General features: G+C 65.6%; 18 protein-coding genes. 8 read left to right on the top strand and 10 right to left on the bottom strand.

What is annotated here, in order from left to right; translation table 11 throughout:
• A complete protein-coding gene (locus ACTEK7_RS10645; RefSeq protein ID WP_225146158.1) occupies positions 1 to 789 on the bottom strand; it encodes a thermonuclease family protein in 789 nt (262 codons plus the stop codon).
• A 202-nt stretch (positions 790 to 991) separates the two neighbouring features.
• Here ACTEK7_RS10645 and ACTEK7_RS10640 point away from each other — a divergent pair, with 202 nt between their 5' ends.
• From ACTEK7_RS10640 to ACTEK7_RS10630, 3 genes are all read left to right on the top strand, one after another.
• Positions 992 to 2,590 (top strand): GMC family oxidoreductase, encoded by a 1,599-nt coding sequence (locus ACTEK7_RS10640; protein ID WP_225146157.1) that lies wholly within the window; start codon positions 992 to 994, stop codon positions 2,588 to 2,590.
• Positions 2,591 to 2,597: 7 nt separating this feature from the next.
• On the top strand, positions 2,598 to 3,047 hold the full coding sequence (locus ACTEK7_RS10635; protein WP_225146156.1) for a gluconate 2-dehydrogenase subunit 3 family protein: 450 nt from the start codon (positions 2,598 to 2,600) through the stop codon (positions 3,045 to 3,047).
• A gap of 90 nt (positions 3,048 to 3,137) precedes the next feature.
• Positions 3,138 to 4,157, top strand: a complete 1,020-nt coding sequence (locus ACTEK7_RS10630) for a S1C family serine protease (protein ID WP_036037885.1) — start codon at positions 3,138 to 3,140, stop codon at positions 4,155 to 4,157.
• A 56-nt stretch (positions 4,158 to 4,213) separates the two neighbouring features.
• Here ACTEK7_RS10630 and ACTEK7_RS10625 read toward each other — a convergent pair whose 3' ends face one another.
• Entirely contained in the window at positions 4,214 to 7,690 is a 3,477-nt protein-coding gene (locus tag ACTEK7_RS10625) for an indolepyruvate ferredoxin oxidoreductase family protein (RefSeq protein WP_225146155.1), read from the bottom strand.
• A gap of 163 nt (positions 7,691 to 7,853) precedes the next feature.
• On the opposite strand from ACTEK7_RS10625, the gene ACTEK7_RS10620 reads away from it, so the two are divergent.
• From ACTEK7_RS10620 to ACTEK7_RS10610, 3 genes are all read left to right on the top strand, one after another.
• On the top strand, positions 7,854 to 8,795 hold the full coding sequence (locus ACTEK7_RS10620; RefSeq protein ID WP_225146154.1) for a hypothetical protein: 942 nt from the start codon (positions 7,854 to 7,856) through the stop codon (positions 8,793 to 8,795).
• Between the two features lie 305 nt (positions 8,796 to 9,100).
• Positions 9,101 to 9,799: a cysteine hydrolase family protein gene (locus ACTEK7_RS10615; protein WP_225139651.1), complete on the top strand. Its 699-nt coding sequence runs from the start codon at positions 9,101 to 9,103 to the stop codon at positions 9,797 to 9,799.
• A 9-nt stretch (positions 9,800 to 9,808) separates the two neighbouring features.
• The gene (locus ACTEK7_RS10610) at positions 9,809 to 11,476 is read left to right on the top strand and encodes a regulator (RefSeq protein WP_225146153.1); all 1,668 of its coding nucleotides are present in this window, start codon (positions 9,809 to 9,811) and stop codon (positions 11,474 to 11,476) included.
• A 53-nt stretch (positions 11,477 to 11,529) separates the two neighbouring features.
• On the opposite strand, the gene soxA is transcribed toward ACTEK7_RS10610, so the two are convergent.
• From soxA to ACTEK7_RS10575, 7 genes are all read right to left on the bottom strand, one after another.
• Positions 11,530 to 12,312 carry a sulfur oxidation c-type cytochrome SoxA gene (soxA, locus tag ACTEK7_RS10605; protein ID WP_225146152.1) on the bottom strand — a complete coding sequence of 261 codons (783 nt, stop codon included), beginning with the start codon at positions 12,310 to 12,312 and terminating at the stop codon, positions 11,530 to 11,532.
• Positions 12,309 to 12,626, bottom strand: a complete 318-nt coding sequence (gene soxZ, locus ACTEK7_RS10600; protein ID WP_036004317.1) for a thiosulfate oxidation carrier complex protein SoxZ — start codon at positions 12,624 to 12,626, stop codon at positions 12,309 to 12,311. Before soxZ ends, soxA begins: the two co-directional genes overlap by 4 nt.
• The gene (locus tag ACTEK7_RS10595; protein WP_225146151.1) at positions 12,626 to 13,093 is read right to left on the bottom strand and encodes a SoxY-related AACIE arm protein; all 468 of its coding nucleotides are present in this window, start codon (positions 13,091 to 13,093) and stop codon (positions 12,626 to 12,628) included. Before ACTEK7_RS10595 ends, soxZ begins: the two co-directional genes overlap by 1 nt.
• A gap of 5 nt (positions 13,094 to 13,098) precedes the next feature.
• Entirely contained in the window at positions 13,099 to 13,545 is a 447-nt protein-coding gene (gene soxX, locus ACTEK7_RS10590) for a sulfur oxidation c-type cytochrome SoxX (RefSeq protein WP_036004323.1), read from the bottom strand.
• Positions 13,538 to 14,809, bottom strand: a complete 1,272-nt coding sequence (locus ACTEK7_RS10585) for an NAD(P)/FAD-dependent oxidoreductase (RefSeq protein ID WP_225139648.1) — start codon at positions 14,807 to 14,809, stop codon at positions 13,538 to 13,540. The genes soxX and ACTEK7_RS10585 overlap by 8 nt, the downstream gene beginning before the upstream one ends.
• Positions 14,810 to 14,913: 104 nt before the next feature.
• The gene (locus ACTEK7_RS10580; protein WP_225134181.1) at positions 14,914 to 17,100 is read right to left on the bottom strand and encodes a xanthine dehydrogenase family protein molybdopterin-binding subunit; all 2,187 of its coding nucleotides are present in this window, start codon (positions 17,098 to 17,100) and stop codon (positions 14,914 to 14,916) included.
• Between the two features lie 12 nt (positions 17,101 to 17,112).
• Complete coding sequence (locus ACTEK7_RS10575) at positions 17,113 to 17,562, bottom strand: (2Fe-2S)-binding protein (RefSeq protein ID WP_036004329.1); 450 nt, start codon at positions 17,560 to 17,562, stop codon at positions 17,113 to 17,115.
• A gap of 357 nt (positions 17,563 to 17,919) precedes the next feature.
• On the opposite strand from ACTEK7_RS10575, the gene ACTEK7_RS10570 reads away from it, so the two are divergent.
• The gene (locus ACTEK7_RS10570; protein WP_225146150.1) at positions 17,920 to 19,524 is read left to right on the top strand and encodes a B12-binding domain-containing radical SAM protein; all 1,605 of its coding nucleotides are present in this window, start codon (positions 17,920 to 17,922) and stop codon (positions 19,522 to 19,524) included.
• 4 nt (positions 19,525 to 19,528) lie between these two features.
• Here ACTEK7_RS10570 and ACTEK7_RS10565 read toward each other — a convergent pair whose 3' ends face one another.
• Positions 19,529 to 20,917: an MFS transporter gene (locus tag ACTEK7_RS10565; RefSeq protein WP_225146149.1), complete on the bottom strand. Its 1,389-nt coding sequence runs from the start codon at positions 20,915 to 20,917 to the stop codon at positions 19,529 to 19,531.
• 424 nt (positions 20,918 to 21,341) lie between these two features.
• Here ACTEK7_RS10565 and cax point away from each other — a divergent pair, with 424 nt between their 5' ends.
• Positions 21,342 to 22,445, top strand: a complete 1,104-nt coding sequence (gene cax / locus ACTEK7_RS10560; RefSeq protein WP_225146148.1) for a calcium/proton exchanger — start codon at positions 21,342 to 21,344, stop codon at positions 22,443 to 22,445.
• The last annotated feature ends 130 nt before the right edge of the window (positions 22,446 to 22,575 follow it).

Raw genomic sequence — 22,575 nt, 5'->3', positions numbered from 1 at the left:
TCACCTTGGCCGGCGGCAATTGTAGGCCTTGCGGAAGCCGGCCGCCTGGGCGTCGTCCTCCGAGCAGAACCAGCGATCCGGTGTCGTGGTCGCGGGATAGCTCGGGCATCCCCGCAGATGGTAGATGCCGATATTGCCGGTGACGCGGGCGCGCACCGCGAGCTTGCCCTTGATGCTGCAGTTGGGGGGCATGGTCAGCTCCTCCGGAAACAGCACGGCGCGGATTTCCTTGTCGCGGTCCGGGCGGCAGGCGGTGCCCAGCAGCGCGCCGTCCTTCTTGCCGCTGCGGAAATCTTGCGGTGCAACAAAACAGCCCTTCCAGATCCCCGCCGCCGTCGTCTTGGCCTCGGTGGCTGCCGGCCTGACGTTGGCCTTCATCGGCTCGCGTGCGAGGGCAAAGCCGAGCTTGATCAGCTGCTCGTTCAGGCTGGCCTTGTCGCCTTCGGCCGTGCAGATGGCGCGGTGCCGCTTGCCAAAGCTCTTCTCGGGTCCGACATCGTCGCAGCGCACCGTTCGTTTGTTGATGAGCTTCGCGAGCTGGTCGCGGGCCTCGATGCCGCAGGTCCAGGCATCGGCTTTATTGTCGATGCAGACCTGGTCGAGCTCCGGCGCGTCGACGCCGTCGAGCCGGTAGGTGACGTCGCCGAGCTGGACCGAGTTGCCGTCACGGGCCGTCGCGGCGCCGGTCAGCGCGGAAACTGGTCCGGACGAGGCCAGAAATCCGGACCAGGCGAGAAACGAAACGAGCGCAAAAGCGCGGGTGGCGGCAACGAATTTCTGGAAGGACATACGGTCTCGCTTATCGATGGCTCGTGCGCCCCGTTCCTAGCATCCGGATGTGGCGAGACCAATGGTCTGCGCCTCGCGAAGTGCGACATTCCGGCCCCGCCGCTTTACTCCGCCGGCGCTCTGCCCGTATCGTTTCGCCGGCCTCGCTGACCGCGCAAGGCCGAATCGCCCGGTAAGCGGCGAGGGGGAGGACAAGGTTGCGATGAAAGACCCGGTGGATGTCCTGATCATCGGCGCCGGCGCTTCGGGCGCGGCGGTGGCGTGGTCGCTGGCCGAGACCAAGATGCACATCCTCTGCCTGGAGCAGGGCGGCTGGATGAACCCGGCGGAATATCCCAGCATGGGCCGCGACTGGGAGGCCAAGTTCTACGGCGAATGGTCGTCGAGCCCCAATGTTCGCGGCCGTCCCGAGGACTACCCTATCAACGACGACAACTCTCCCATCAAGGTCGTGAACTACAACGCGGTCGGCGGCTCGACCGTGATGTACACCGCGCACTGGCCGCGGCTGCATCCCTCCGATTTCAAGGTGAAGACGCTCGACGGCGTCGCCGACGACTGGCCGATCGACTACGAGGCATTGGCTCCGTTCTTCGAAGAGAACGACCGCATGATGGGCACGTCAGGCCTGTCAGGCGATCCGCTGTCGCCGCTGACGCATCCGCCGATGCCGCAGCAGCCGATGGGCCTGTCCGGCGCCATCATCGGCAAGGCCATGAACAAGCTCGGCTGGCACTGGTGGCCGTCGGACACCACGGTCGCGACGATGGACTACGAGGGCCGGGCGCGCTGCATCAATCTCGGCCATTGCACGCCGGCCTGCGCGCAAGGCGCAAAATCCTCCACCGACATCACCTATTGGCCGCATGCGATCCGTGCCGGCGTCGAGCTGCGCACGCATTGCCGGGTGCGCGAGATCACCACCGATGAGAACGGCATGGCCTCGGGCGTGGTCTATTACGACAAAGACGGCATCGAGCAGTTTCAGCCCGCGCATGTCGTCGTCATCGCCTGCAACGGCGTCGGCACGCCGCGGCTGCTGCTCAACTCGGCATCGGGCCGCTTCCCCAACGGTCTCGCCAATTCGTCGGGCCTCGTCGGCAAGAACCTGATGTTCCATCCCTATGCGCAGATCTACGGCTATGTGAAGGAGCCGACTGACTCCAACCGCGCGCCGCCGACCTGCCTGTGGAGCAAGCAATGGTATGACACCGACCTGTCGCGCGGTTTCGTGCGCGGCTATGGCGTTCAGTTCGTGCGCGGGGCCGGGCCGGTGTTCGAAGCGGTCGTGAGCGAGCAGAAGGGCATCTTGCCGTGGGGCGAGGATCACCACCGCGTGTTCCGCAAGCTGAACGGCCACCGGCTTGGTTTCTCCGCAATCTGCGAGGATTTGCCGGAGGAGCACAATCGTGTCACGCTCGATCCGGTGCTGAAGGACAGTCACGGCATTCCCGCGCCGAAGGTCGACTACACCATCAGCGAGAACAGCCGGAAGATGATGGAGCACGCGCTGGCGCGCGGCCGCGAGTTCCTCGAGACGGCCGGCGCGAGCGACATCTGCGTCAACTCGCCGATCCCCTGGGGCGGCTGGCACCTGCTCGGCACCGCGCGCATGGGCACCGACCCCGAGCGTTCCGTCGTCAATGAATGGGGCCGCTCGCACGATGTGAAGAACCTCTTCATTGTCGACGGCAGCATCTTCGTCACCTCGGGTGGCGTGAACCCGACCTCCACCATCCAGGCCCTCGCGCTCTACATCGCCGACAAGATGAAGCAGCGCCTCGCCAATTTGTTCGATTGAGGCTGTGATGTCCGCAGACAACCAACTGACACGCAGGCAACGCGACGATCTCCGCGCCATCGCCGCGATGATCATTCCGGCCAGCGACGAGTACAAGGTGCCGGGCGCCGACGATCCCGCGATCCAGGCCGACATGTTGGCAACGCTCGGTCGCGATACCAAATTGGTGGCGGCGGCGCTGGATCACCTGGCGCGGCTCGCCGGGGGCCCGCTCGCCGAGCTCGATGCCGCCAGACGCGACGCGGTGGTGCACGAGTTTCGGAAGAACGGCGGCGTTGCCGCCGCAACCCTCGTCCGTGTCGTGCTGCAATGCTATTACCGCGATGACCGCGTACTGAGCTCGCTGGGGCTCGAGCTGCGCGCGCCTTTCCCCAAGGGCCATGTGCTCCCAGAAGGGGACTGGTCGCTGCTCGATCCGGTCAAGGCGAGAGGTGGCTCGCTGAGGCGCCCGCCCTAGCCATCTGGGCAGCCCGGCGCTGCGCTCCAGGCGGGCCCTTGCGGCGACGGGAACAGGCCACCATCTGTGTGAGCCTCAAGGACTCTTGCCATGTTGGACTTCACATCAGATATCGCCGATGACGCACCGTCACCGCGAACGACGGCGCCTGGCCCGGCCGATGACCGGGCGCTGCTGGACGCCTATTCCAATGCCGTGATCGACGTGACCGACCGGGTCGGGCCCGCGGTCGTGCGCGTCGAGACCGGCCCCAAGGTGTCGAACGGTCGCGAGCGCGGCGGGCTCGGCTCCGGCATCGTGATCTCGCCGGATGGGCTCGTGCTCACCAACAGTCATGTGGTCGGCACGTCGAAGGAGATCCGGCTGCGCGACGTCGAAGGCCATGTCGGCGACGCCCAGGTGCTCGGCGTCGATCCCGATACCGACCTCGCACTGCTGCGCGCCAACGGCGTGCGGCACTTGCCCTATGCCGCGCTCGGCAATTCCAAGAGCCTGCGGCGCGGCCAGCTCGTGATCGCGATCGGCAATCCGCTCGGCTTTGAATCGACCGTGACGGCCGGCGTGGTCTCCGCGCTCGGCCGCTCGATCCGCTCGGTGAGCGGGCGCACCATCGAGGACGTGATCCAGACCGATGCCGCGCTCAATCCCGGCAATTCCGGCGGGCCGCTGGTGTCGTCGCATGCCGAGGTGATCGGCATCAACACCGCGATCATCAATGGCGCGCAAGGAATCTGTTTTGCGGTCGCCAGCAACACCGCGCAATTCGTGCTGTCGGAGATCATCCGCCACGGCTATGTCCGCCGCGCCTATATCGGTGTCGCCGGGCAGACCGCGCCGGTCCCGCGGCGACATGCGGTGCTGGCCGGCGTCGAGAACAAGATGGGCGCGCTTCTGATGCAGATCGAGCCGGATGGACCAGCGGCGAAGGCAGGCCTGTTGCCCGGCGACGTCGTGATCAGGCTCGACGGCGTCGAGATCAACGGCGTCGACGATCTGATCCGCGTGCTCGACCGCGACCGGATCGGCCGCCGGCTACCCATGGACGTGCTGCGCCTCGGCCGCCTGCGGGCGATCGACATCGACCCGATCGAGCGCAAGCCGGCGCGCTGAACCGGGCGATGACAGCGAGTGTGTGGCTGACGCGGAGAGGGGCTGGCGCCTAGCCTCTACTCCGCCGCGGCGGCAAAGCGGCTGTTCTCCAGCTCCGCTTCCAGCCGCGCCGTCTCGGCCGCCGCCAGCCTGATGTTGGCCTCCTTGACGTGGCCGAAGCCGCGGATGGTCTCCGGCACGCGCGCAAGCCTTGCCAGCAGCGGGATTTGATCCGGCTTCAGCCCTGTGATCCGCTGGTCGATCATCGCCAGATAATCCGCGATCAATTTCCGCTCAGTCCGGCGCTCCCCGGTGCGGCCGAACGGATCGAACACGCTGCCGCGCAGGAACTTGAGCCTGGCGAGCACGCGGAAGGCGTGGATCATCCAGCTGCCGAACTCCTGCTTCTGCAGATGTCCGGTCGTCTTGTCGCGCTTGGTGAAGATCGGCGGCGCCAGATGGTACTTCAGCGTGAAGTCACCATCGAATTTTTCGGACACCTTTTTTGCAAAACTGCCGTCGGTGTAGAGCCGGGCGACCTCGTATTCGTCCTTGTAGGACATCAGCTTGAACAGGTTCTTTGCGACCGCTTCGGTGAGCTCGGTTGACCCAGGCGAAGCCGCGCTCTCCGCCTTGCGCACCTTGGCGACGGCTGCGAGGTAGCGGTCGGCATAGGCCTTGTCCTGATAGGAGTTCAGGAATTCGGTGCGCGTCGCGATGATGTCGTCGAGTGATTTCGCCGGCGCGGACGCTCTAGCCTTGAACTGAAGCACGCTGCGCACGCGCGACATGTCGTGGGCTGCGAGCCGGCCCCAGGTGAAGGCGAGCTTGTTCATCTCGATCGCAGCGCCGTTGATCTCGATGGCGCGGAGCAGGGCCTCCAGCGACAGCGGGATCGCGCCCTTCTGGAACGCAAAGCCCAGCATGAACGGGTTGGTTGCGATGGAATCGCCCATCAGGGCCGCGGCAATGCCTGTTGCGTCGATGATGTCGAGGTTGTTGTCGCCGATCGCGTCGCGGAGCACGGTCTGCATCGCGCCCATCTCGAAATCGAGATCGGGGTTTTGCACGAAGCTCGCGGTCGGCTGCAGATCGGCGTTAATGTAGGCCTTGGTCACGCCGCGCTCGGCGCGGCTCAGCGCCGTCGGGCCCGCGGAAACGATCATGTCGCAGCCGAGGATGACGTCAGCGCCGCCCGTGGTGATGCGGACCGCGGAAATATCTTCCGGCTTCGGGGCGATGCGGACATGGCTCATCACCGCGCCGTTCTTCTGCGACAGGCCGGTGAAATCGAGCGCCGAGCAGCCGCGGCCGTCGACATGGGCAGCCATGCCGAGCAGGGCACCGATGGTGATGACGCCGGTGCCGCCGATGCCGGTGACGAGGATGTTGTAGGGCCCGTCCAGCTCACGCGCCGGCGGCAGCGGCAGATCCGCGAACAGCTGGCCGGAATCCACAGCCGAGGTCTTCATCCGCTTCAGCGAGCCGCCATGGACGGTGACGAAGCTCGGGCAAAAGCCCTCGACGCAGGAAAAGTCCTTGTTGCAGTTCGACTGGTCGATCTGGCGCTTGCGGCCGAATTCGGTCTCCAGCGGCTGCACCGAGACGCAGTTCGAGGCCTGCGAGCAATCGCCGCAACCTTCGCAAACGAGCTCGTTGATGAAGGCGCGCTTGGCGGGATCGGGATAGAGCCCGCGCTTACGGCGGCGGCGCTTCTCGGCGGCGCAGGTCTGGTCGTAGATGATGACCGTTAGGCCCTTGATATCGCGCAGCTCGCGCTGCACGGCATCGAGCTCGCGGCGGTGGTGGATGGTCGCGCCTTGCGGGAAGTATCCGCCTTGCGGATACTTTGTGGGATCGTCGGAGACGATCGCAAGCCGCTTGACGCCTTCGGCCCAGACTTGATGGGCGATCTGCGCGACGTTGAAGGCGCCTTCGGCGGGCTGGCCGCCGGTCATCGCCACGGCGTCGTTGTAGAGGATCTTGTAGGTGATGTTGATGCCGGCGGCCGAAGCCGCACGAAGGGCGAGCAGGCCGGAATGCGTGTAGGTGCCGTCGCCGAGATTCTGGAAGATGTGATTCTCGTTCGTGAAGGGCGACTGGCCGATCCAGTTCACGCCCTCGGCGCCCATATGCGAGATCAGATCCGTGCGGCGGGTCGGCATGCTCAGCGCCATGCCGTGGCAGCCGATGCCGGCCATGGCGCGGCTGCCCTCGGGCACCCGCGTCGAGGTGTTGTGCGGGCAGCCCGAGCAGAAGAACGGCGTACGCGCCAGCTTGATCGGCGTGCTGGTCGTGACGGGATTGTCGAAGGCCTCGAGCCGCGCGAGGCGCTGCTCCAGCACCGGGCTGTGATGGCCGAGCTTGCGCAAGCGCGCCACCAGCGCGCTGGCGACGATGGTCGGCGTCAGCTCGCCCTCGCTCGGCAACAGCGGTGCGCCACGCTCGTCGCGCTTGCCCGTAACGGTCGGACGCTTTGAGGCATCGACGTTGTAGAGGATGCGCATCAGCTGGTCTTCGATGAAGCCGCGCTTCTCCTCGACCACCAGCACGTCCTGAAGACCTTCAGCGAAACGTTTCGCGCCGCTTTCCTCCAGCGGCCAGGTCAAGGCAACCTTGTAGATGCGAAGGCCCAGGTCCTGCGCGTCCTTGTCGGTGATGCCGAGATCAACGAGCGCCTGGCGCAGGTCGAGATAGGCTTTTCCAGTCGCGACGATGCCGAGCCGCGCAGGCTTGGAATCTAGCACGATGCGGTCGAGCTGGTTGGCGCGGGCGAAGGCCTGCACCGCGGCCATCTTGGGGCCGAACAGGCGCTTCTCAGCCTCGAGCGGCGGATCGGGCCAGCGGATGTTGAGGCCGCCGGGCGGCATCTCGAAATCGTCGGGCACCACGATCTGGATGCGTTCAGGGTCGCTATAGATCGACGCGGAGCTCTCCACGGTCTCGCTGATCGCCTTGAAGCCGACCCAGCAGCCCGAGAAGCGCGACAGTGCAAAACCGTAGAGGCCGAGGTCGAGATAGTCCTGGAGCGTGGCAGGATTGATCACGGGAATCAGCGCCGCCGCGAACACCTGCTCGCTCTGATGCGCCAGCGTCGAGGACTGGCAGCCGTGGTCGTCGCCAGCGAGCGCCAGCACGCCGCCGTTGCGCGAGGTGCCGGCGGCATTGGCGTGCTTGAGCGCATCGACCGAGCGGTCGACGCCCGGGCCCTTGCCGTACCAGATTCCGAACACGCCATCGACCTTGGCTCCGGGAAACAGGCCGAGCTGTTGGCTGCCCCAGACCGCGGTCGCCGCCAGATCCTCGTTGAGGCCGGGCACGAAGGCGATGTCGTGGTGCTGAAGGTGCGCCTTCGCCCGCCACAACGCATGGTCGTACATACCGAGCGGAGAGCCACGATAGCCCGAGATGAAGCCGCCGGTGTTGAGGCCCTGAAGCCGGTCGCGTTCGCGCTGCAACATGGGCAGGCGGACCAGGGCCTGCGTGCCGGACAGGAAGATCCGCTTCGATTCGAGCCGGTATTTGTCGTCCAGCTCGACCTGCAACAGCGTCATTCGGAAGTCCTCGTCTTTCGTTCGGCGGGAGGTTTGCGCTGCGGGAGGAATCGCGGCTGCGCGATGCGAATTGTGACAGTCAAAAGGATGGGCCAGCGAAGTCAATATCGCTGGCCGCATCCGTGGCGCTCCTGCTAGTCATGGCTTGCACGCGGAGGAAAACATGACGGCGTTCGAGACCGAGATCACTCAGACCGGAGGCGCCTTGGTCGGGCCGTGGCGTCGGCCACGCCAGATGCTGCAGGCGCAAACTTACGACGCGCACGCCTCGATTCATGACGACGCCACCGCGCAGAAGCTCGGCTTCAAGGGCGGGACGATCGAGGGTCCGACGCATTTCAGCCAGTTTGCCCCGCTTTGCGAGCGGCGATGGGGGCAGGTCTGGTTTGAAAGAGGTTGCCTTTCTGCCCACTATCGCAGCGTCTGCTACGAGGGGGAAGAGGTGCAGGCGATCCTGATGGCTTCTTCGGATGAGCAACCGGAGTGTCAAATTCAAATGGTCAAGCGGGACGGCACCGAAGTGCTGCGCGGCACGGCTTCCATCGTCGACAGCCCAACCGCCCTTGATCTGCGTCTGCGTGAGCTTAAGCCGCTCGCCGACCCGGTGATCCTTCGCGACGTGCAAGTCGGTGTGACCGGCAAGCGGCAGTCGGTGCGCATGGCGTTCGACCAGAACATGGGCGACCTCTATCCGTTCTCGCTGAGGCAGAAGCTCGCCGTCATCACCGAAAGCTCGCCGTACTATTCGGGCGCGGATAATCCGTGGGGCAAGCCCATCATCCCGATGGAGATGCTGAGCGTGCTGTTCCAGTACCGCTCCAAGGACGATCCGCTGCCGGCCAAGGGCCCGGCCGTCGGCCTGTTCGCCGACCAGGAGATCCGCCTGCTCAAGGGTCCGCTCTTCGAGGGCGAGGAATACGAGGTCGAGCGCGAAGTGGTCGCGCTGTCCGGCAGCCGCCGCACCGAAAGCGCCTGGGTCAAGACGCGCGTGTTCGACAAGGCGGGCGCGATGGTGGCGGCCATGCTGCTGAACATGGCGACGCTGAAGGAGTCCTATGCGCCGTATGAGGAGGAGTATCGGCGGCTGTATGGGGCAGGGCGGTAGCCTCTGCTCGTCATTCCGGGGCGCGCGTAGCGCGAACCCGGAATCCATTTCACCTCGCGTACCGCGGCCCGATGGATTCCGGGCTCGACGCTGGCGCGTCGCCCCGGAATGACGGAGGAAGCCGCTTATCTCTTAGGCAAATGCACGGCGCGAAGCCGTCGCACAGGGAATGAGCAGACGCCGATCGCCGGCGTAACCTTCTGACCAGACGACAAATTCCCTCGCTACCCGCGCTCAACCGCAATTGTACACAATGGCACGGCGCTTGCAGAACTCCCGCTCAGGAGAGTTCTCGCGGGGCCGTCATGTTGAACTCAGCCAAGCCGACAAGGGGCGTCGTCAGCGCCGAGCCTGAGCCGATCACGCTCGACTGGCCCGCCACCGCGCTCCTCATCATCGACATGCAGCGCGACTTCATGGAGCCCGGCGGTTTCGGCGAGACGCTGGGCAACGACGTCAGCCAGCTCGCGCGCGCGGTGAAGCCGATCGGCGCGGTGCTGACGGCCGCGCGCGACACCGGCATGCTGGTCATTCACACGCGGGAGGGGCATCTGCCCGATCTCTCCGACGCGCCGCCGGCCAAGGTCGAGCGCGGCGCGCCGAGCCTTCGCATCGGCGATCCCGGTCCGATGGGCCGCATCCTCATTCGCGGCGAGGCCGGCCACGACATCATTCCCGAGCTCTATCCGCTCGACAGCGAAATCGTGATCGACAAGCCCGGCAAGGGGGCGTTCTACGCGACCGAGCTCGGCGAGGTCCTGGAAAAATACGGCATCGAGAATTTGCTGGTGTGCGGCGTCACCACCGAAGTGTGCGTCAACACCACGGTGCGCGAGGCCAACGACCGCGGCTATCGCTGCGTCGTCATCGCCGACGGCTGCGCGTCCTACTTCCCCGAGTTTCACGAGATGGGCCTGAAGATGATCAAGGCCCAGGGCGGCATCTTCGGTTGGGTCGCGGATTCAGCCGCAGTTCTGGAGGCAATGAAGGTTTCGACCACATAGGGGTATATCATGAGCACATTGACGGGGGCGGCCGGCAGTTCTGATCTGAACAAGTTCGACTTCAAGCCGGCGCTATGGACGTCGGGCGATTGGAACGCGTTGTTCGGCTTCGGCACCAACATCCTCGTCAACATGTTGGTGCTCACGGGCCTGTTGCGCTTCCTGCTGAAGATGCCCGACAGCCTCGTGTTCGGCCGCATCCTGCCCGCGCTCGGGCTGATGATGTGTCTCTCCACCTTCTATTACGCCTATCTCGCCTATCGCCTGGCCCAGAAGACCGGCCGCAACGACGTCTGCGCGCTGCCGTCGGGCGTCAGCGTGCCGCACATGTTCATCGTGACCTTCGTGATCATGCTGCCGATCACGCTCAAGACCGGCGATCCGCTCAAGGGGTGGTCGGCGGGCCTCGTCTGGGTATTCTTCCAGAGCTTCATCCTGATGATCGGCGGCTTCATCGCGCCGTTCATCCGCAAGATCACGCCGCGCGCGGCGCTGCTCGGCACGCTCGCAGGGGTCTCCGTCACCTTCATCTCGATGCGGCCAGCGTTAGAGATGTACATGACGCCGCAGATCGGTCTCGTCTGCTTCGCCATCATCCTGGTGAGCTGGTTCGGCGGCGTGAAGTATTGGCGCGGCATTCCCGCGGGCCTCGTCGCAATCGCGGCCGGCATGATCATCGCCTGGGGCTCGAACCTGTTCGGGCTCGGCCTCGGCGGCCTGAGCATCGCGGGCGTCGGTGCGGCCTTCGCCAATTTCGGCTTCTCGGTGCCGATCCCGGCGTTTGGCTACGTCTTCTCCGGCTTCGAATTCCTCGGCATCATCCTGGTCACGGCCATTCCGTTCGGCATCTACGACCTCGTCGAGGCCATGGACAATGTCGAGAGCGCGGAAGCGGCCGGCGACGACTATCCGACCACGCGCGTGCTCACCGCCGACGGCGTCGTCAGCCTGATCGGCTGCCTGATGGGCAATCCTTTCATCAACGCGGTCTATATCGGCCATCCCGGCTGGAAGGCGATGGGCGGCCGAATCGGCTATTCGGCTGCGACCGGCATCATGGTGGTGGTGCTGTCCTGGTTCGGCATCATCTCGGTGCTGCTGGCGCTGGTGCCCGTGGTCGCGATTTCTCCGATCCTGCTCTACATCGGCATGCTGATCGGCGCGCAGGCGTTCCAGACCACGCCGGTCAAGCACGCGCCTGCGATCGTGCTGGCACTGACCCCGCACCTTGCCGCCTGGGCCAAGCTCCAGATCGATACGATGCTGGCCTCGACCATGACTGCGGCAGCAACCGTCGGCGGGATGGCGGCCGACAAGGCCGACGCGGTCAAGACCGCAGCGGTGGCGGCGCTGCCGCAGCAGGGCGTGTTCTATCACGGCCTCGAAGTCATGGGCGGCGGCTCCATCCTCGGCGGCCTCATCCTCGGCGCTATCGGTGTCTTCATCATCGAGCGCGATTTCGAGAAGGCCTCCGCCTTTGCGCTGGTCGGGGCGATCCTGACCTATTTCGGCTTCATGCATGGCGAGGCCGTCGGTATCGGCGGCGGCTTTGGCGTGACCCCTGCGGTCGCGCTGGCCTACGCCGTGATGGCGGCAGGCCTGTTCGCCGCCAGCAAGCTCGGCGCCAGCGAACACTATGCCGCGCATCCGGAGATGTCGGCCGCACCGGCGGAGTAGGCCCGGCTTCATTGTTGCGGAACGGCCGGGCGGATGGTCCGGCCGCTTCTGTTTCAGGGGCGTACCGCCGGCGTTTCCATCGGCAGGCCGCGCGCCCGCGACATCAGGTACAGTTCGAGTGCGACCAACTCGGGTGAGCCGTAATCATAGGCCTGGGCGCGGACACCGCTCATGCAGCTGCGCAGCCGTCGCTCCAGCGAGCCCAGCGTCTGCCATTCCAGTCGATACAGCGGATAGCCGGTCGGCTGTCCTTGCGTGATCGGAGCGCCCGCGAGGCGCTTGTCGAAATTGTCGTCATGGCAGTTGGTGCAGGCAAGGTTGAGCTGGCCTTCGCGCTGCATGAAGAGCTCGCGGCCCTGGTCGACAAACGGCTTGAGCTGCGGATCGTCGCCGGCCGTGATCGGATTGCCACGCGACTGGTGGGCGATGAACGCGGATAATGCCAGCAGGTCGCGGCTCTCGTTAGGTAGCGGCGTTGCCTGCTGATGATTGGCCCGGCAGAGATTGATGCGCTGGTCGAGCGTGACGGGGCGCGCGAGTGCCTTGTCGAAGGCGGGATAACGCGCCGCGACGCCCTTCATGCTGGTGCGCGCATCGCCATGACAATCGGCGCATGCCCTGTCGGCGCTGCCGGTCTTCTTCTTCCACAGCTGCTCGCCGTCGAGCACGAACAGCATGCCGGGATTGGCGGTGTCGTCGTCCTGCATCGCCCGGGTGTCCGGGCCCATGAAGGCATAGCCGGAGCGGCGCGCATCGGGCGGGATCTCTGCGGCGAGCAGGGCTGGGCCCGTGACGAGGAATATCGCCGCCGCCGCTATCGCGCGCCAAGCGATCATTCGACCCTGATCGATGCGGATGCGGTGGACGAATAGCCGTTGTCGCCAATCCACTCGAACTCGAACTTGCCGCTCTCCTTGGCCACCGTGAAGAACGACAAATATGGGTTCGCCGCGATCGCCGGAAACAGGTCGGCACGAAAGATTTCGGCGCCGTTGTAGCGGCAGATGAAGCTCGTGATGATGTCGCGCGGCACGAGCTTGCCGTCCGCGGTATGGCGGAATCCTGTTTCCATGATGTGCGAGGTCAGCGTGCGGATCTCGATGATCTCGCCGCGTTTGGCTTTCGAGGGAACGTTGATGAGGGCGGCCATCAGTTCATCTCCTCGGTGCAGGCCGCCAGCGTCACGACGACATCGGCGGCAACCTGCCAGAACGTGTCGTCGGACAGGCGCGCGATCGCGACCACCTTCTGGGTGTCGGCGAGCCGGATCCGGGTCGAGACCTGGGCGCGGCCGGAGGAAGGACCAAGATAGAAATTGCCGATGTTCGGCTGCGGGTTCTTCTCGTTGAAGACGTGGATGCTCTTGACGTAATCGTCCGCCGTCATCGGGCTTGCAACGCTGACCGTTATCGGCACCGTATTGCCGTTCTCGACCAGCGGCGGAATGTCGAGCCTGATCCTGCCGCTGCGAAGCTGGGCTTCGCCGACGAGGTTACGGATCGCAGCGTTGAGCATCGCCGGCGTCGCTTGAAGCGGCCGCAGCGTCACGATCGGGACCGTGCCGGCGACTGTCACGCCTCCGGCGAGGTTCAAGAATTGTCGTCGCGTGGTTGGCATGAAACCTAGTCCCGAAGCGTTGCAAGAAAAGCCACGATGTCCTCGATCTCCGCAGCCGACAGGATCGGCTTGCCGGCGAAGTTGCGTCCGACGCGGACGAGGCCGTCGTTGCGATAATAGGACGGCATGATGGTGTCCGGATTGAAGCGCGAGGCATCGACCAGTCGAAGCCGCAACTGGCTCGCGGACCACCGGTTCCCGGCACCGGCAAGATCAGGCGCGAGGTCGCCCTGGAACCGCGTTTCCGGAAATGGGCCGGAATGGCAGAGGATGCAGGTCGTCGTGCGTGCGAGCACCAGCGCGCGCCCACGCGTGGCATCGCTGGGCGAGCCGGTGAGCGAGGCGGGAATGCCGTCGCCGACGATTGTGTAGGGCACGAGCTCGTCCGCGCTCGCGCTGCAGGCGAGGCTGGCAGAGATCAGCGCTGCGATATGGATCGGTGCTCTAGCCAAAGGTGTCCGCCGTGATGGTTTCAAACCAGCGCTCGGCCTCGTCCGCCTCGCGGGCGCGCAATTCGCGCGGCGCGTCGACCGGGCTGGTGGCGCCGCCCTCGACCTCGGCGAAGATGTCGCCCCTGGGCTCGTAATTGCCGGCCAGCGAAAAGCCGTAACCGGGCGCGACGACGTTGTAGCAGACGCCTGTCAGGCGTGGCGCCTCCGGTGCGCGGCCTGCAAGGAGATTCATGATCGCTCCAGCACAGGCCTTGCCTTGCGCGCTCGCAGCGGATGCTGATTTGGGAATGCCGCCGCCGAGGCAGGCATCGCCGATGACGTGGACGTTCGAAACGAGTTTCGACTCGAACGTGACGGGATCGATCGGGCACCAGCCCGTCGCGTCCGCAGCGCCCGCGATGGCGGCGATGCGCCCCGCGCGCTGCGGCGGGATGACGTTGGCGACGTCAGGGGTGTAGTTGCCGAACTCCGTGACGATGGTTCGCATCGTCGGATCGACCGAGGTGACGCGGCCGCCTTGCGACAGTGCGACTCGCTCGATCATGTCGCCATAGAGCTCCTTCCACGCTTTCTCGAACAGCCGCTGCTGAGAGAACGCGTCCTTGGCATCGAGGATCAGAACTTTCGACCGCGGCTTTCTCGACTTCAGGTAATGCGCGATCAGGCTCGCGCGCTCGTAGGGCGCTGGCGGGCACCGGGAAGGATTGGCCGGGATTGCAATGGCGATCGTGCCGCCGTCCGCCATCGCTTCCAATTGCCGGCGCAGCAAAAGCGTTTGCGCGCCGGCCTTCCAGCCGTGCGGCATCGTCTCCGGCGCGGCACCGTCGTAGCCGGGCAGGGCTTCGAGATGGAAGTCGATGCCGGGCGAGAGCACGAGGCGGTCATAGCCGAACGTGGTGCCATCCCCCGTCGTCACACGACGCGTTTGCGTGTCGATGCCCGTCGCAGCCTGGATGACGATGCTGATGCCCCCGGCGGCAAGCTTGTCATAGCCGAACTGCTGCGCCTCGATCTCGCGCAGGCCCGCGATCACCTCGTTGCTGAATGGACAGGAGATGTAGGTCTGGTTCGGCTCGATCAGGGTGACCTGCAATTTAGCATCGGCGCGCGCGAGCGCGCGGGCGCAAGCCGCGCCGCCGAAGCCGCCGCCGACCACGACGACGCGGCCCGCCGATTGCGCGCGCAGGATCGAAGGGGCGGCGAGCGATGTAGCCGCGACGGCGATGCCGAGGACGGCATTCCGCCGCGTCACCGGCGCATTCATGAGACCTGTCCGGAAAATGCTGCGGCGGCCGATACGGCCGCCGCGATTTGTCCTTTGAGCATGATCTTTTCGGACAACCGCTCCACACTTCTCCGGATCATGCTTTACGCGAAGGTGATGTTCTGGTCGCGCAGCGGCACATGGCGGATGCGCTTGCCGGTCGCGGCGAAATACGCGTTCAGCACCGCCGGCGCCGCGATGCCGATGGTCGGCTCGCCGACGCCACCCCAGAACCCGCCGCTCGGCACCATCACCGCCTCCACCTTCGGCATCTCGTTGATGCGCATCGAGTTGTAGGTGTCGAAGTTGGTCTGCTCGATCTTGCCGTCCTTCACCGTGCAGCCGCCGTAGAACAGCGCGGAGAGGCCATAGACGAAGGAGCCGGCGACCTGTCGCTCCACCTGCGCCGGATTGACGACGTAGCCGGGATCGGTGGAGGCGACGATGCGATGCACCTTTATCTTGCTGCCCTCTGTCACCGAGATCTCGGCGGCGCCGGCGACATAGCTGCCATAGCCCATCACCTGCGCGATGCCGCGATAGACGCCTTGCGGCGCCGGCGTGGTCCAGCCGATCTTCTCGGCCACCGCATTGAGCACCGCGAGGTGCTTGGGGTGGTTGCCCATCAGCTTGCGACGGAATTCGAGCGGGTCCTGGCCTGCGGCATGGGCGAGCTCGTCCATGAAGCATTCCATGTAGATCGCGTTGTGATTGACGTTGACGCCGCGCCAGAAGCCGGGTGGGACGTGCGGGTTGCGCATCGCATGCTCGACCAGAAGGTTCGGCACCGAATAGCCGAATGCGGCTTCGCCGGATTGGGCGACGCCCTGGAATGCCGCGGGATCCATGCCGTTCTGCAACGCTTCGGGGCGGAGCGAGAACAGGATCGATTGCCCGGACAGGCGGTAGTGCAGCGCGATCAGGTTGTTGTTGGCATCGAACGCGCCGGTCATCTTGCACTGGGTGATCGGGTGATACCTGCCGTGCGCCATGTCCTCTTCGCGCGACCACAGCAGCTTGATCGGCGTGCCCGGCATCTGCTTGGCGATCATAACCGCCTGGCGAACATAGTCGGTCTGGCCGCGCCGGCCGAAGCCGCCGCCTAACATCACCTTGTGCACGTCGCACTTCTCCGGCGGCAGGCCGGACGCTTCCAGCACCGCTGCAAACGCCGCCTCGCCGTTCTGCGTGCCGCACCAGACCTCGCATCGGTCCGCCGTGTAGAGCGCGGTGGCATTCATCGGCTCCATCGTGGCGTGGTTCTGGTAGGGATAGGAGTAGACGGCCTCGACCTTCTTGGCGGCGCCGGCAATCGCGGCCTTCGCGTCGCCGTTCTTGTTGCCGACATAGGCCGGCTGCGCATTGTCGAGGCCCTCGGCCAGCCATTTCGCAATCGACTCGCTGGAGACTTTTGCGTTGTCGCCTTCGTCCCAGACGATCGGCAGTGCTTCCAGCGCGGTCTTGGCGTGCCACCAGGTGTCGGCGACGACCGCGACGGCGGTGTCGCCGACCCTGACGACCTTCTTGACGCCTTTCATGTTGGCGATCTTGGCTTCGTCAAAGCTCTTCAGCTTGCCGCCGAACACCGGGCAGTCCTTGATCGCAGCGTTCAGCATGCCCGGCAGCTTGACGTCGACGCCGTAGATCATCGCGCCGGTGGTCTTGTCGACCGTGTCGAGCCGATTGACGCCCTTGCCGATCAGCTTCCAGTCCTTCGGATCCTTCAGCTTGACGTCCGCCGGCGGCGTCAGCTTCGCCGCAGCTTCGGCGACCTTGCCATAGGTCGTGGTCCGGCCCGAGGGCGTATGGGTGATGACGCTGTTCTGGGCCCTGCATTCGGAGGCCGGCACCTTCCAGGCGTCGGCTGCGGCCTGGATCAGCATCACGCGCGCGGTGGCGCCGCCCTTGCGGACATAGTCCTGCGAGGAGCGGATGCCGCGGCTGCCGCCAGTCGAGAAATCGCCCCAGACGCGCTTGCGCGCGACGCTCTGGCCGGGCGTCGGATATTCGGTCGTGACCTTGGTCCAGTCGCATTCGAGCTCCTCGGCAACGAGCTGGGCGAGGCCGGTCAGCGAGCCCTGGCCCATCTCCGAGCGGGCGATGCGGATCACCACGGTGTCGTCGGGCCTGACCACGACCCAGGCGCCGATCTCCGGCGAGCCGTCGGCGGCGCGGACCACGGCGGGGCCGCCGAAGGGCAGGTCGAGGCCGATGGCAAGGCCGGCACCGACCGCAGCGGTGCCGATGACGAAGGCGCGGCGGTTGAGCCGCGGCGATATATGCTTGTTCATGTGGGGATTTCCTTACGCGCTCGCGATCGTGTGGATCGCCTCGCGCACCTGCTGGAAGGTGCCGCAGCGGCAGATATTCGTGATGGCCTCGTCGATGTCGGCGTCGGTCGGCTTCGGCTTCTCGTTCAAGAGCGCGGCCACCGCCATGATCATGCCGCTCTGGCAATAGCCGCATTGCGGCACGTCCTGGGCGATCCAGGCCTCCTGCACCTTGTGCAGCGTATTGCCCGAGGCGAGCCCCTCGATGGTGGTGATCTGCTTGCCCTCGGCCTCGCTGACCGAGATGCCGCAGGAGCGCATCGCAACGCCATCGAGGTGAACCGTGCAGGCACCGCATTGTGCAATGCCGCAACCGTATTTGGTGCCGGTCAGGCCGGCATTCTCGCGGATTGCCCAAAGCAGCGGCGTATCCGGCTCGACGTCGAGCGTGAAGGGTTTTCCGTTGATTGTTAGGTTTGCCATCGCAAGTCCCCTGATTGGCCCAATCCACCGATTGAACTCAGGGGCGCAATGTGTGCGGCAAACTGGAACGGTTCAAATCAATAGTCCGAGGTTCAAATCAACAAACCGAGCGCGGCCAGGGCGCATGGCCCTCGCTCTGGGGTATGGACCGGGACGCCGTTTTGGCTCATCCCTTCGCAATCGATTCGGGTTGAGGCCTTGTTCCGAGGGCGCCAATCCGCGGCTTGAGGCGACGTCCGGCTGTGAATGCCGGTTCCAGGGCCCCGCGCGGCTTGCGCTGCGGCGACAGTTTGTCCCTATTGCCGGGGTGCAAGTCGCGGGCGCTTTGGTACACTGCGCCGACGCAAAAGGAGTTCCATGAACGTGCCGAGTCCCTGCAACGTACTGATGCTCTACCCGCTGTTCTCGGCAGAGTCCTTCTGGACCTTCGGCGAATCCTGCAAAGTGCTGGGCGTCAAGCGCCCGGCCGCCCCCCTGGGCCTGATCACCGTCGCCGCGATGCTGCCCGAGAGCTGGACCGTCCGGCTGATCGATTGCAACACCGCGCCGTTCGGGGAGGAGGATCTCGCCTGGGCCGACGTCGTCTTCACCGGCGGAATGTTGCCCCAGCAGGCCGACACCTTGCGTCTGATCGAGCTCTGCCGCGCTGCCGGCAAGCCGGTCGTGGTCGGCGGACCCGACCCCACCTCGAGCCCCCATATCTATGAACGGGCCGACTTCCGGGTGCTCGGCGAGGCCGAGAGCGTCATGAACGAATTCATCGCGGCCTGGGAGAGCGGCGCGCGATCCGGCCTCTTCACCGCACCGAAGTTCCAGGCTGACGTCACCAAGACGCCGGTGCCGCGTTTCGACCTGCTCAAGTTCGAGGACTATCTCTATCTCGGTGTGCAATATTCGCGCGGCTGTCCGTTCACCTGCGAATTCTGCGACATCATCGAACTCTACGGGCGCGTGCCGCGGACCAAGACGATCGAGCAGATGTTCGTCGAACTCGAGACGCTCTACAAGATGGGCTATCGCGGTCATCTCGACTTCGTCGACGACAATTTCATCGGCAACAAGAAGTCGCTGCGGCAGTTCCTGCCGAAGCTCGCCGAATGGCAGCGCACGCACGGCTATCCGTTCGAATTCTCCACGGAAGCCTCGGTCAATCTCGCCGACGACCCGGAGCTGTTGGAGTTGATGGGTGCGGCCAATTTCTTCGGCATCTTCGTCGGCATCGAAAGTCCGGACCCGGCGACGCTGGTCGCGATGCGCAAGAAGCAGAACACGCGGCGCAACATCGCCGAGAGCATCCACAAGATCTACGCCGCCGGCATGCTCGTCACCGCGGGCTTCATCGTTGGCTTCGACAACGAGAAGGTCTCGATGGCGGAGGCGATGATCGACTTCATCGAGGAGGCGGCAATCCCCGTCGCCATGGTCGGCCTGCTCTATGCCTTGCCCAACACGCAGCTCACGCGCCGGCTGGAGCGCGAAGGCCGGCTGCATTCCGGGCACGACGTGGCGCCGACGATTGGCGCCGATCAGTGCACGGCGGGCATCAATTTCGATCCGGTCCGCCCGTTGCGCGACATCCTGACGGACTACAAGCGGGTGCTGGAACACGTCTACAGCCCGGCGGCCTATGCAGCACGTGTCGACCGCCTGATGACGCTGCTCGACCGGTCGAGGCAGCGTTCCGAGCTTGCCGAAGGCGATATCCGCTCCAAGCTCGGAGCCATGGAGACCGTGCACAAGGTGGTGTCCGCGCTTCCTGAGGCGCGGGGGCCGCTCTGGCAGACCTTCATGAACTGCGCCAAGCGCGACACGTCATCGGCGCGCATCGCCGTGCAGATGATCGCGGCCTATGCACATCTCGGCCCGTACTCCCGCAAGGTCATCGCGGCGATCGACGAGCGCCTGGCCGCGCTGGACAACGAGACCGTCGCTCCGGTGGCTGTCGGCGTGACGGCGGCCTGACAGCTTACTTCACGGCGAGCCGCAGGAAGCTCATCACGCTGCCGAGCGCGGCAAAGCCCGCGCCGAGCGCCAGCGCCAGCGTCGCGCCCTCGTGGCCAGCGAGTGCGAAGCAGGCGGCGGCGAGCGCCGCGCCAGTGGTCTGCCCAGTTAGGCGCGCGGTCGCGACGATGCCGGAGGCGCTGCCGCTGCGGTGCGGCGGCGCGCTTGCCATCACCGCCTTCATGTTCGGCGCCTGGAAGAAGCCGAAGCCCATGCCGCAGATCACCATCCGCAAGATGATGTCGGCAATGGCGGGATTGGGCGGCAGTGTCGCGAGCAGCGCCATGCCGAGACCCAGCAGGACGAGGCCGATGCCGCCGAGCAGCCCGACGGCATGGCGGTCGGAGAGGCGGCCTGCGATCGGCGCCATGATGCCGACCACCAGCGGCCAGGGCGTCATGAAGAAGCCGGTCTCGACCTGCGAGCGGCCGAGCACATCCTCGAAATAGAACGGCAGCGAGACGAAGGCGAGGCCCTGGACGGCGAAGGAGCACACCGCCGTTGCCGCCGACAGCGCGAACATCGGCCTGGCGAACAGGTCGATCGGCAGCATCGGCGCGGGATGGTCGGCGTGGCGGCGGGTCAGGATCACACCGAGCACGAGGGCTGTGACCAGCTCGATGCCGACCACGAATGGCGACAGATTGTGCGCGGCGCTGCCGATGCCGGTGATGAACAGGCCGAGGCAGGCGGTGGCCAGGATCGCGCCGAGCAAGTCGAAGCCGTGATCAGCGCGCGGGGTCTTCGGCAGCATGGCAAAGCCGATGCCGATGGCGATGAGGCCGAACGGGATGTTGACGGCGAACAGCCACGGCCAGGGTCCGAAGGCGAGGATGGCGGAGGCGATCGAGGGCCCGAAGGTGAAGGCGGTCGCGACCACGAGTGCGTTGTGACCGAAGCCGCGGCCGAGCATGCGGCCGGGATAGACGAAGCGCACCAGCGCCGTGTTGACGCTCATGATGCCGCTCGCGCCCAGCCCTTGCAGCGTGCGCGCCAGCAACAGGCTGTCGAGCGACCATGCCACCGCGCAAAACAGCGAGGCAATGGTGAATAGGATCAGTCCGCCGAGATAGATGCGCTGGTGCCCGACGATCTCGCCGAGCGCTCCCAGCGGCAAGAGCGTCGCCACCAGCGCGATCTGGTAGACGTTGACGACCCAGACCGACTGCTCCGGCGTGACGTGCAGGTCGGCGGCGATGGCCGGCAGGGCGATGTTGGCAATGGCAGTGTCGAGCGAGGCCATCGCGAGCGCAGTGAAGATCGCGGCAACCGCCCAGCGCCGCTGCGTCGACGTAAGACCGTCGGCGGTGGGATGGTCGGGCTCGCGCGCGGCGGCAGGTAACGTGATCGTCATTTTTGTTGGCGCGCTGCTCCGGCGGCGTAGCCATGGGGGACGTTCGGCATGTACTACGGAGGCGCCGGCTTCCACAGGCGCAAGCTTGCATGCTGTGTATGCGCGAAGGTCGGGCGACGCGCTTGCGCTGCGGGCGCAAGGGCGAGGCCAAAAGAAAAGTCGAAAAACAACCCCATGCACAGTAGGAGGCCCTTTGATCGACAAGGCATTTTCCTGCCGTGTCGAAAACGGCGGTCGCAGCCGTGATCAAGTTGACCCGTCGGGCAAAACACTGGCAGGATGCCAGCGTGGAAGCGATCAGGCCGGGAGCAGGCCGCATGCGCGTCCTGCGCCGCCTCCACCACGCCGACGTTGAGACAGATCAACACTCGACCTGCGCGGCCGCCCGAACTTTCCATCAGTGCATCGATGGAAGGGCGGCTACATGCAGATTCTGCTCAGGGAAATCCGGAATACCCCTTTGCTCTGGATGCTGGCCTTCGTGCCCATCGTGCTGGTGGCCGAGACGGTGGCGCCACATTCCCATACGCTGCTGTTTGTGCTCGCGGTGCTGGCCATCGTTCCGCTGGCGGCGCTGCTTAGCCACGCCACCGAGGCGGTTGCCGCGAAGACCGGCGATGCCGTGGGCGGATTGCTCAATGCAACGCTCGGCAATCTGACCGAGCTGATCATCGCCATCACGGCGCTGCGCGCCGGCCAGTACATGCTGGTGAAGGCCTCGATTGCGGGCGCGATCGTCACCAACGCGGTGTTCATGCTGGGCGCCTGCCTGTTGCTGGGCGGCCTGCGCTATCATGTGCAGGAATATAACCGCGCCGGTGCGCGGCTTTCGTCCGGCCTATTGCTGATGGCGACCGTCGCCTTGCTTGCGCCTTCGGCGGTCGCCGATCTCGACCACCTGCCGCAGGGCGGGGGCATCCTCAACAAGCTCAGCCTCGGCATTTCGGTCCTGCTCATTATCGCTTACGGGCTCGGCCTGTTGTTCTCGCTGCGAACGCACAAGGAATTGTTTGCAAGCGCCGGTCACGGCGACGACGACAAGGAGGCGCACTGGCCGATCGGAACGGCCGTCGGCACGCTGCTGGTCGTCACCGTGCTGGTCGCGCTGGTCAGCGAGATCTTCGTGGAATCGGTGCAGAAGGCGGCGGAAACCTTCGGAATGAGCCCGGCCTTCGTCGGCTTCATCGTCGTCTCGCTGGTCGGCGCCGCCGCGGAATTCGCGGTGGCCTTCGCCGCGGCGCGCAAGGACCGGCTCGACATGGCCGTCAGCATCGCGCTCGGCAGTGCCTCGCAGATCGCGCTGTTCGTCGCACCCGCTTTGGTGCTGCTCAGCTATGTCGTGGGGCCGAAGCCGATGGACCTGCAGTTCTGGCCGGGCGCCGTCACCATGATGATGATCGCGACGGTGACGTCGGCCTTCATCACGGCCAGCGGGCGCTCGGCCTGGTTCGTCGGCGCCCTGCTGATCTTCATCTATGCGGTGTTCGCGCTGACGCTCTACCTGGTCCCGCCGGCGGGGCAGGGGTGAAGTTCGGTGCCCTTCGATCTCGCTCCGGCAGGCTATTGGTCGTACGAGAAAATGCCAGTTCCAGGCCGCGATCGTCGGCGTCAGCCCGGGTGCATGGCGGCGCGATGCGCAGGGATCAGCAAACCGCGAA

The sequence above is a fragment of the Bradyrhizobium sp. JHI2711 genome, from assembly GCF_056156565.1.
This window is presented reverse-complemented; position numbering and strand designations above follow the sequence as displayed.

Excerpts from the sequence above, each read along its gene's own strand:
- ACTEK7_RS10645 (WP_225146158.1), bottom strand. The coding sequence starts at position 789 with ATGTCCTTCCAGAAATTCGTTGCCGCCACCCGCGCTTTTGCGCTCGTT.
- ACTEK7_RS10640 (WP_225146157.1), top strand. The coding sequence starts at position 992 with ATGAAAGACCCGGTGGATGTCCTGATCATCGGCGCCGGCGCTTCGGGC.
- ACTEK7_RS10635 (WP_225146156.1), top strand. The coding sequence starts at position 2,598 with ATGTCCGCAGACAACCAACTGACACGCAGGCAACGCGACGATCTCCGC.
- ACTEK7_RS10630 (WP_036037885.1), top strand. The coding sequence starts at position 3,138 with ATGTTGGACTTCACATCAGATATCGCCGATGACGCACCGTCACCGCGA.
- ACTEK7_RS10625 (WP_225146155.1), bottom strand. The coding sequence starts at position 7,690 with ATGACGCTGTTGCAGGTCGAGCTGGACGACAAATACCGGCTCGAATCG.
- ACTEK7_RS10620 (WP_225146154.1), top strand. The coding sequence starts at position 7,854 with ATGACGGCGTTCGAGACCGAGATCACTCAGACCGGAGGCGCCTTGGTC.
- ACTEK7_RS10615 (WP_225139651.1), top strand. The coding sequence starts at position 9,101 with ATGTTGAACTCAGCCAAGCCGACAAGGGGCGTCGTCAGCGCCGAGCCT.
- ACTEK7_RS10610 (WP_225146153.1), top strand. The coding sequence starts at position 9,809 with ATGAGCACATTGACGGGGGCGGCCGGCAGTTCTGATCTGAACAAGTTC.
- soxA (WP_225146152.1), bottom strand. The coding sequence starts at position 12,312 with ATGATCGCTTGGCGCGCGATAGCGGCGGCGGCGATATTCCTCGTCACG.
- soxZ (WP_036004317.1), bottom strand. The coding sequence starts at position 12,626 with ATGGCCGCCCTCATCAACGTTCCCTCGAAAGCCAAACGCGGCGAGATC.
- ACTEK7_RS10595 (WP_225146151.1), bottom strand. The coding sequence starts at position 13,093 with ATGCCAACCACGCGACGACAATTCTTGAACCTCGCCGGAGGCGTGACA.
- ACTEK7_RS10585 (WP_225139648.1), bottom strand. The coding sequence starts at position 14,809 with ATGAATGCGCCGGTGACGCGGCGGAATGCCGTCCTCGGCATCGCCGTC.
- ACTEK7_RS10580 (WP_225134181.1), bottom strand. The coding sequence starts at position 17,100 with ATGAACAAGCATATATCGCCGCGGCTCAACCGCCGCGCCTTCGTCATC.
- ACTEK7_RS10575 (WP_036004329.1), bottom strand. The coding sequence starts at position 17,562 with ATGGCAAACCTAACAATCAACGGAAAACCCTTCACGCTCGACGTCGAG.
- ACTEK7_RS10570 (WP_225146150.1), top strand. The coding sequence starts at position 17,920 with ATGAACGTGCCGAGTCCCTGCAACGTACTGATGCTCTACCCGCTGTTC.
- ACTEK7_RS10565 (WP_225146149.1), bottom strand. The coding sequence starts at position 20,917 with ATGACGATCACGTTACCTGCCGCCGCGCGCGAGCCCGACCATCCCACC.
- cax (WP_225146148.1), top strand. The coding sequence starts at position 21,342 with ATGCAGATTCTGCTCAGGGAAATCCGGAATACCCCTTTGCTCTGGATG.